The organism is Streptomyces sp. MZ04 (genome assembly GCF_004684775.1).
Lineage (GTDB): Bacteria > Actinomycetota > Actinomycetes > Streptomycetales > Streptomycetaceae > Streptomyces.
The window spans coordinates 1-5,831 of record NZ_SRIC01000409.1 but is presented as its reverse complement, the minus strand read 5'-3'; the positions used below and the strand labels follow the sequence as shown (position 1 = coordinate 5,831).

At 69.3% G+C, this 5,831-nt stretch carries 6 protein-coding genes; all 6 read left to right on the top strand.

What is annotated here, in order from left to right; translation table 11 throughout:
• The first annotated feature begins 146 nt into the window (after positions 1–146).
• Positions 147–917 (top strand): DeoR/GlpR family DNA-binding transcription regulator, encoded by a 771-nt coding sequence (locus E2651_RS40610; RefSeq protein ID WP_135336294.1) that lies wholly within the window; start codon positions 147–149, stop codon positions 915–917.
• Positions 918–1,004: 87 nt separating this feature from the next.
• Entirely contained in the window at positions 1,005–2,378 is a 1,374-nt protein-coding gene (locus tag E2651_RS40605) for a sugar ABC transporter substrate-binding protein (protein ID WP_135336293.1), read from the top strand.
• Positions 2,375–3,325 (top strand): sugar ABC transporter permease, encoded by a 951-nt coding sequence (locus E2651_RS40600; RefSeq protein ID WP_135336292.1) that lies wholly within the window; start codon positions 2,375–2,377, stop codon positions 3,323–3,325. Before E2651_RS40605 ends, E2651_RS40600 begins: the two co-directional genes overlap by 4 nt.
• A complete protein-coding gene (locus E2651_RS40595) occupies positions 3,325–4,188 on the top strand; it encodes a carbohydrate ABC transporter permease (RefSeq protein ID WP_135336291.1) in 864 nt (287 codons plus the stop codon). Before E2651_RS40600 ends, E2651_RS40595 begins: the two co-directional genes overlap by 1 nt.
• Positions 4,185–5,174: a zinc-dependent alcohol dehydrogenase family protein gene (locus E2651_RS40590; protein WP_135336290.1), complete on the top strand. Its 990-nt coding sequence runs from the start codon at positions 4,185–4,187 to the stop codon at positions 5,172–5,174. The genes E2651_RS40595 and E2651_RS40590 overlap by 4 nt, the downstream gene beginning before the upstream one ends.
• Before the next feature lie 131 nt (positions 5,175–5,305).
• The coding region (locus E2651_RS40585; protein ID WP_167829048.1) for a TerD family protein at positions 5,306–5,831 on the top strand (526 nt) is incomplete at its 3' end.

Genomic DNA, 5,831 nt, shown 5'->3' with positions numbered 1-5,831 from the left:
CGCCCGACCCCCAGGCCACCGCCCCGCCAAACGGGCAGACACGGGCACCATCACCCCGGCTCCGAGCCTGTTCACACACCGCCCCCCGCTGTAGAACTTCCCCACAGGGCCCGAACGGGCATCCGGCGAGGAAGGAGGCGGCGGTCATGACCGCGGAAGAACGTCAGCGGAAGATCGTCCGGGCGGCGCGGAACTCCGGTTCCGTGGACGTCACCGCACTCGCCACCGAACTGGGCGTCGCCAAGGAGACCGTACGCCGCGACCTCCGCGCCCTGGAGGACCACGGCCTGGTCCGCCGCACCCACGGCGGCGCCTACCCCGTGGAAAGCGCCGGTTTCGAGACGACGCTCGCCTTCCGCACCACCATGCACGTCCCGGAGAAGAGAAGGATCGCCGCCGCCGCGGCCGACCTCCTGGGTGACGCGGAGACGGTCTTCGTCGACGAGGGCTTCACCCCGCAGCTCATCGCCGAGGCTCTCCCCGAGGCCACCAAGGGCCGCGCCCTGACGGTCGTCACCGCGTCCCTCGCGACCGCCGGCGCCCTGGCGGAGGCCGAGAACATGTCGGTCCTGCTGCTCGGCGGCCGGGTCCGTCCGGGCACCCTGGCCACCGTCGACCACTGGACCACCCGCATGCTGGCCGGGTTCGTGATCGACCTGGCGTACATCGGGGCCAACGGCATCTCCCGCGAGCACGGTCTGACGACACCCGACCCGGCCGTAAGCGAAGTGAAGGCCCAGGCGATCCGGGCGTCACGGCGCACCGTGTTCGCGGGCGTGCACACCAAGTTCGGGGCGACGAGCTTCTGCCGGTTCGCGCAGGTCGGCGACCTGGAGGCGATCGTCACGAGCACACAGCTGCCCGCGTCCGAGGCGCACCGCTACTCCCTCCAGGGGCCGCAGGTCATCCGGGTCTGACCCCCGCGGCACATCTCCTTCCCGCACCTACCGGGCTTCCGCACGCCCTGAAGTACCCCATAAGTCCCCATAAGTCCAGGAGCATTCATGCGAACCCAGAGCCGACGGAGGCCGCGCGCACTGACCGCGGCCGCCGCAGGGACGCTGCTTGCCCCGCTGCTCTCCGGCTGCTGGGCCGGGGCGGGCGGGACCGGTTCAGGCGGCGACTCCATCAACGTACTGATGGTGAACAACCCGCAGATGGTCGAGTTGCAGAAGCTCACCGCCGCCCACTTCACCAAGGAGACGGGCATCAAGGTGAACTTCACGGTCCTGCCCGAGAACGACGTGCGCGACAAGATCAGCCAGGACTTCGCCAACCAGGCCGGTCAGTACGACGTCGCGACGCTCAGCAACTACGAGATACCGATCTACGCCCGCAACGGCTGGCTGCATGAAGTTGATTCGTATACGCGCAAGGACAAGGCTTACGACCAGCGGGACATCCTGCCGCCCATGCGCCAGTCGCTCACCGGCGACGACGGCAAGCTCTACGGACAGCCCTTCTACGGAGAGTCGTCCTTCCTGATGTACCGCAAGGACGTCTTCAAGAAGGCCGGTCTCACCATGCCGAAGCACCCCACCTGGCAGCAGGTGGCGAAGCTCGCGGCCGACGTAGAAGGCGCCGGTGCCGAGTCCGGGATGAAGGGCATCTGTCTGCGCGGACTCCCGGGCTGGGGCGAGCTGATGGCGCCCCTGACGACGGTGGTGAACACCTTCGGAGGGACGTGGTTCGACAAGGGGTGGAAGGCCCGCCTCGACTCACCCGAGTTCGAGAAGGCAACTCGCTTCTACGTAGACCTCGTTCGCGAGCACGGCGAGTCCGGAGCCGCCCAGTCCGGCTATGCCGAGTGCCTGAACAACCTCACCCAGGGCAAGACCGCCATGTGGTACGACGCCACGGCCGCCGCCGGCTCCCTGGAGTCCGCCAAGTCCCCGGTCAAGGGCAAGATCGGCTACGTACCGGCGCCCGTGGAGAAGACGAAGAGCTCCGGGTGGCTCTACACCTGGGCCTGGGGTCTGCAGAAGGCCTCCCGGAACCCGGACAAGGCCTGGAAGTTCGTCTCCTGGGCGTCGAGCAAGGAGTACGAGGAACTGGTCGGCGAGAAGATCGGCTGGTCCAACGTCCCCGCGGGCAAGCGCGCTTCGACGTACGCCAATCCCGCGTACCGCGAGGAAGCCGCCGCCTTCCAGGACGTCACCCGTGCCGCCATCGAGGGCGCCCGGCCCCGCGACCCGGGCGTGCAGCCCCGGCCCGCACCCGGCATCCAGTTCGTCGGCATCCCCGAGTTCACCGACCTCGGCACGAAGGTCTCCCAGGAGATCAGCGCGGCCATCGCCGGGCGCCAGTCCGTCGACTCGGCCCTGAGGAAGTCGCAGCAGCTCGCCGAGAAGATCGCCGAGGAGTACGAGGGACGATGACCGCCACCGCGAGCACCACCGCCATCGGGCACGCGCGCGTGCCCACCGCGAAATCACCGACACCGGGACGGCTGCGCGCCTGGGCCACCCGCGCCCCGCTCCTGCCCGCCCTGATCTTCATGGTCGTCGTCACCCAGCTGCCGTTCGTCGCCACCCTGGTGATCTCCTTCTTCGACTGGAACGCCCTCTACCCCGACGCCCGCAGCTTCACCGGACTCTCCAACTACTCCGAGGTCCTCACCGATCCGGACCTGCGCAAGTCCGTCCTGACGACCATCGTGCTCACGGCCACCGTCGTGATGGCGAGCCTCGTCGTCGGCCTCGCGCTCGCCCTCCTGCTGGACCGGAAGTTCCGGGGCCGCGGTCTGGTGCGTACGTTGCTCATCGCACCGTTCCTGCTCGTGCCGGTGGCCGCGGCGCTGCTGTGGAAGCACGTGCTCTACAACCCCGAGTACGGGCTCTTCAACGGCCTCCTGCACTGGGTGGGCGGTGACGGCGCCGCGCAGCCCGACTGGGTGTCCAACACCCCGCTGATCGCCATCGAGGCCTCCCTGATCTGGCAGTGGACGCCCTTCATGATGCTGATCCTGCTCGCCGGCCTGCAGAGCCGTGACACCGAACTCATCGAGGCCGCCCGCATGGACGGCGCGAGCAACTGGCAGGTGTTCCGCTACCTGACGCTGCCGCATCTGCGCCGCTACCTCGAACTGGGCGCCCTGCTCGGCTCGGTGTACATCGTGCAGAACTTCGACGCCGTCTTCACGATCACCTCGGGCGGCCTCGGCACCGCCAACCTGCCCTACACCGTCTACCAGAGCTTCTACCAGGCCCACGAGAACGGCCTGGCGTCCGCCGCCGGTGTCCTCGTCGTCATCGGTTCCATCATCATCGCGACCTTCGCGCTGCGGGTCGTCTCGTCCCTGTTCCGTGAGGAGGCGTCCCGCTGATGAGCAGCATGAGCACCGCCGTGACGCGTGTCCGTACCGTCCGTACGAAGGGAGCGTCGGGGCTCGGCCTCGTCGCCTGGCTGGCCGGCATCCTGTTCTTCCTGCCGATCGCCTGGATGACCCTGACCTCCTTCCACTCGGAGGAGGACGCCGCGACCAACCCGCCGTCCATCGCCGCCTCGCTCACCCTGGACGGCTACCGCGACTTCTTCGGCACGGGCGGCGGCGCGAGCCCCTGGCCCGCGCTGATCAACTCGACCGTGGCCTCCGTCGCCTCGACCCTGTGCGTGCTGCTGCTGGCGCTCCCGGCGGCGTACGCCCTCTCGATCCGCCCGGTGAAGAAGTGGACGGACGTCCTGTTCTTCTTCCTGTCGACGAAGATGCTGCCGGTCGTGGCGGGCCTGCTGCCGATCTACCTCTTCGCCAAGAACGCCGAGATGCTCGACAACATCTGGCTGCTCGTCATCCTCTACACGTCGATGAACCTGCCGATCGCGGTGTGGATGATGCAGTCCTTCCTCGCCGAAGTACCGGTCGCGATCATCGAGGCCGCGCAGATCGACGGGGCGCGCCTGCCGACCATCCTCGCGCGCGTGGTGGCGCCCATCGCGCTGCCCGGGATCGCCGCCACCGCCCTGATCTGCTTCATCTTCAGCTGGAACGAACTCCTCTTCGCACGGGTGCTCACCGGGGTCGTCGCCCAGACCGCGCCCGTCTTCCTGACCGGCTTCATCACCAGCCAGGGCCTGTTCCTGGCGAAGGTGTGCGCCGCGTCGCTCGTGATCTCCCTGCCGGTGCTCGCCGCGGGGTTCGCCGCCCAGGACAAGCTGGTCCAGGGCCTGTCGTTGGGAGCCGTGAAATGAAGGCCGCCGTCATCGAGTCCATCGGCAAGGCCGTGGTCGCCGAGGTCCCGGACCCGACACCCGGGCCGCGCCAGGTCGTCGTGGAGGTCGCCGCGTGCGGCCTGTGCGGGACGGATCTGCACATCCTCCAGGGCGAGTTCGCGCCCACGCTTCCCGTGGTGCCGGGGCACGAGTTCGCCGGGGAGGTGGTGGGGCTCGGCAGCGAGGTCACGGAACTCGCCGTCGGCGACCGGGTGGCCGTCGACCCCTCCCTCTACTGCTACGAGTGCCGCTACTGCCGCACCGGCCACAACAACCTCTGCGAGCGCTGGGCCGCGATCGGCGTCACCACGGCGGGCGGCGCCGCCCAGTACGCGGTCGCGCCCGTCGCCAACTGCGTACGCCTCCCGGAGCATGTCCGCACCCAGGACGCCGCGCTCATCGAGCCGCTGTCCTGCGCGGTGCGCGGCTACGACGTGCTGCGCGCCCAGTTGGGTGCCCACGTGCTGATCTACGGCTCGGGGACCATGGGCCTGATGATGCTGGAGCTCGCCAAGCGGACGGGCGCGGCGAGCGTGGAGGTCGTGGACCTCAACCCGGACCGCCTCGCCACGGCGCGGCAGCTGGGCGTCTCCGGCTCCGCCGCGAACGCGGACGATCTTGAGCGGCCGCAGGGCTGGGACATCGTGGTCGACGCGACGGGGAACGCGGGGGCGATCCAGGACGGGCTCGGGCGGGTCGCCAAGGCGGGGACGTTCCTGCAGTTCGGCGTCGCGGACTACGCGACGCGGGTGAGCATCGATCCGTACCGGATCTACAACCAGGAGATCACCATCACCGGGTCGATGGCGGTGCTGCACAGCTATGAGCGGGCGGCGGAGCTGTTCGCCGGGGGCGTGCTGGATCCCGACGTCTTCATCAGCGATCGGCTGCCGCTGACGGCGTATCCGGAGGCGCTGGAGCGGTTCGCCTCCGGCGTGGGCCGGAAGATCGTGGTGGTGCCGTAGCGGCCTGTACTCCCCCGACGCCGGACGGGCTGGAACCTTCCAGCCCGTCCGGCGTGTGCAGAGGCTGGGTGGGGAGAGAAAAGTTCTGCGGGTAAGGGAACGGCAAAGCCGGGATGTTCGTTACCTCGTGCATGACCGCTATGACACCCGGCTCGAACATCCCTCTCACCGCCACCCGCGTGGCGGTGGACGTCGCCGCTCCGGTGCGGCTCGACGTGTCGAGCCTGCTGCTCACCGCCGACGGCAAGGTGCGCTCCGACGACGACTTCATCTTCTTCAACCAGCCCGCGGGCCCCGGCGTGACCTACCAGTCGGGCGGCGGCACGACGCCCGACAAGATCACCGTCGACACCACGGCCGTGCCCCCCGGCATCGAGAAGATCGTCGTCACCGCGAGCCCGGACGCCGCGGGCCAGACGTTCCAGGGCATCGAGCCCACCGCCACCATCCGCAACGCCGACGACGGCTCCGTGCTCGCCACGTTCACTCCCCCGCAGCTCGGCGGCGAGACCGCCCTGGTGGTCATCGAGGTCTATCTGCGCAACGGCGCGTGGAAGGCCCGCGCCGTCGGCCAGGGGTACTCGAACGGCCTCGCGGGCATCGCGACGGACTTCGGCGTTTCGGTGGAGGAGCCCGCGCCCGCCCCGACCGCAGCTC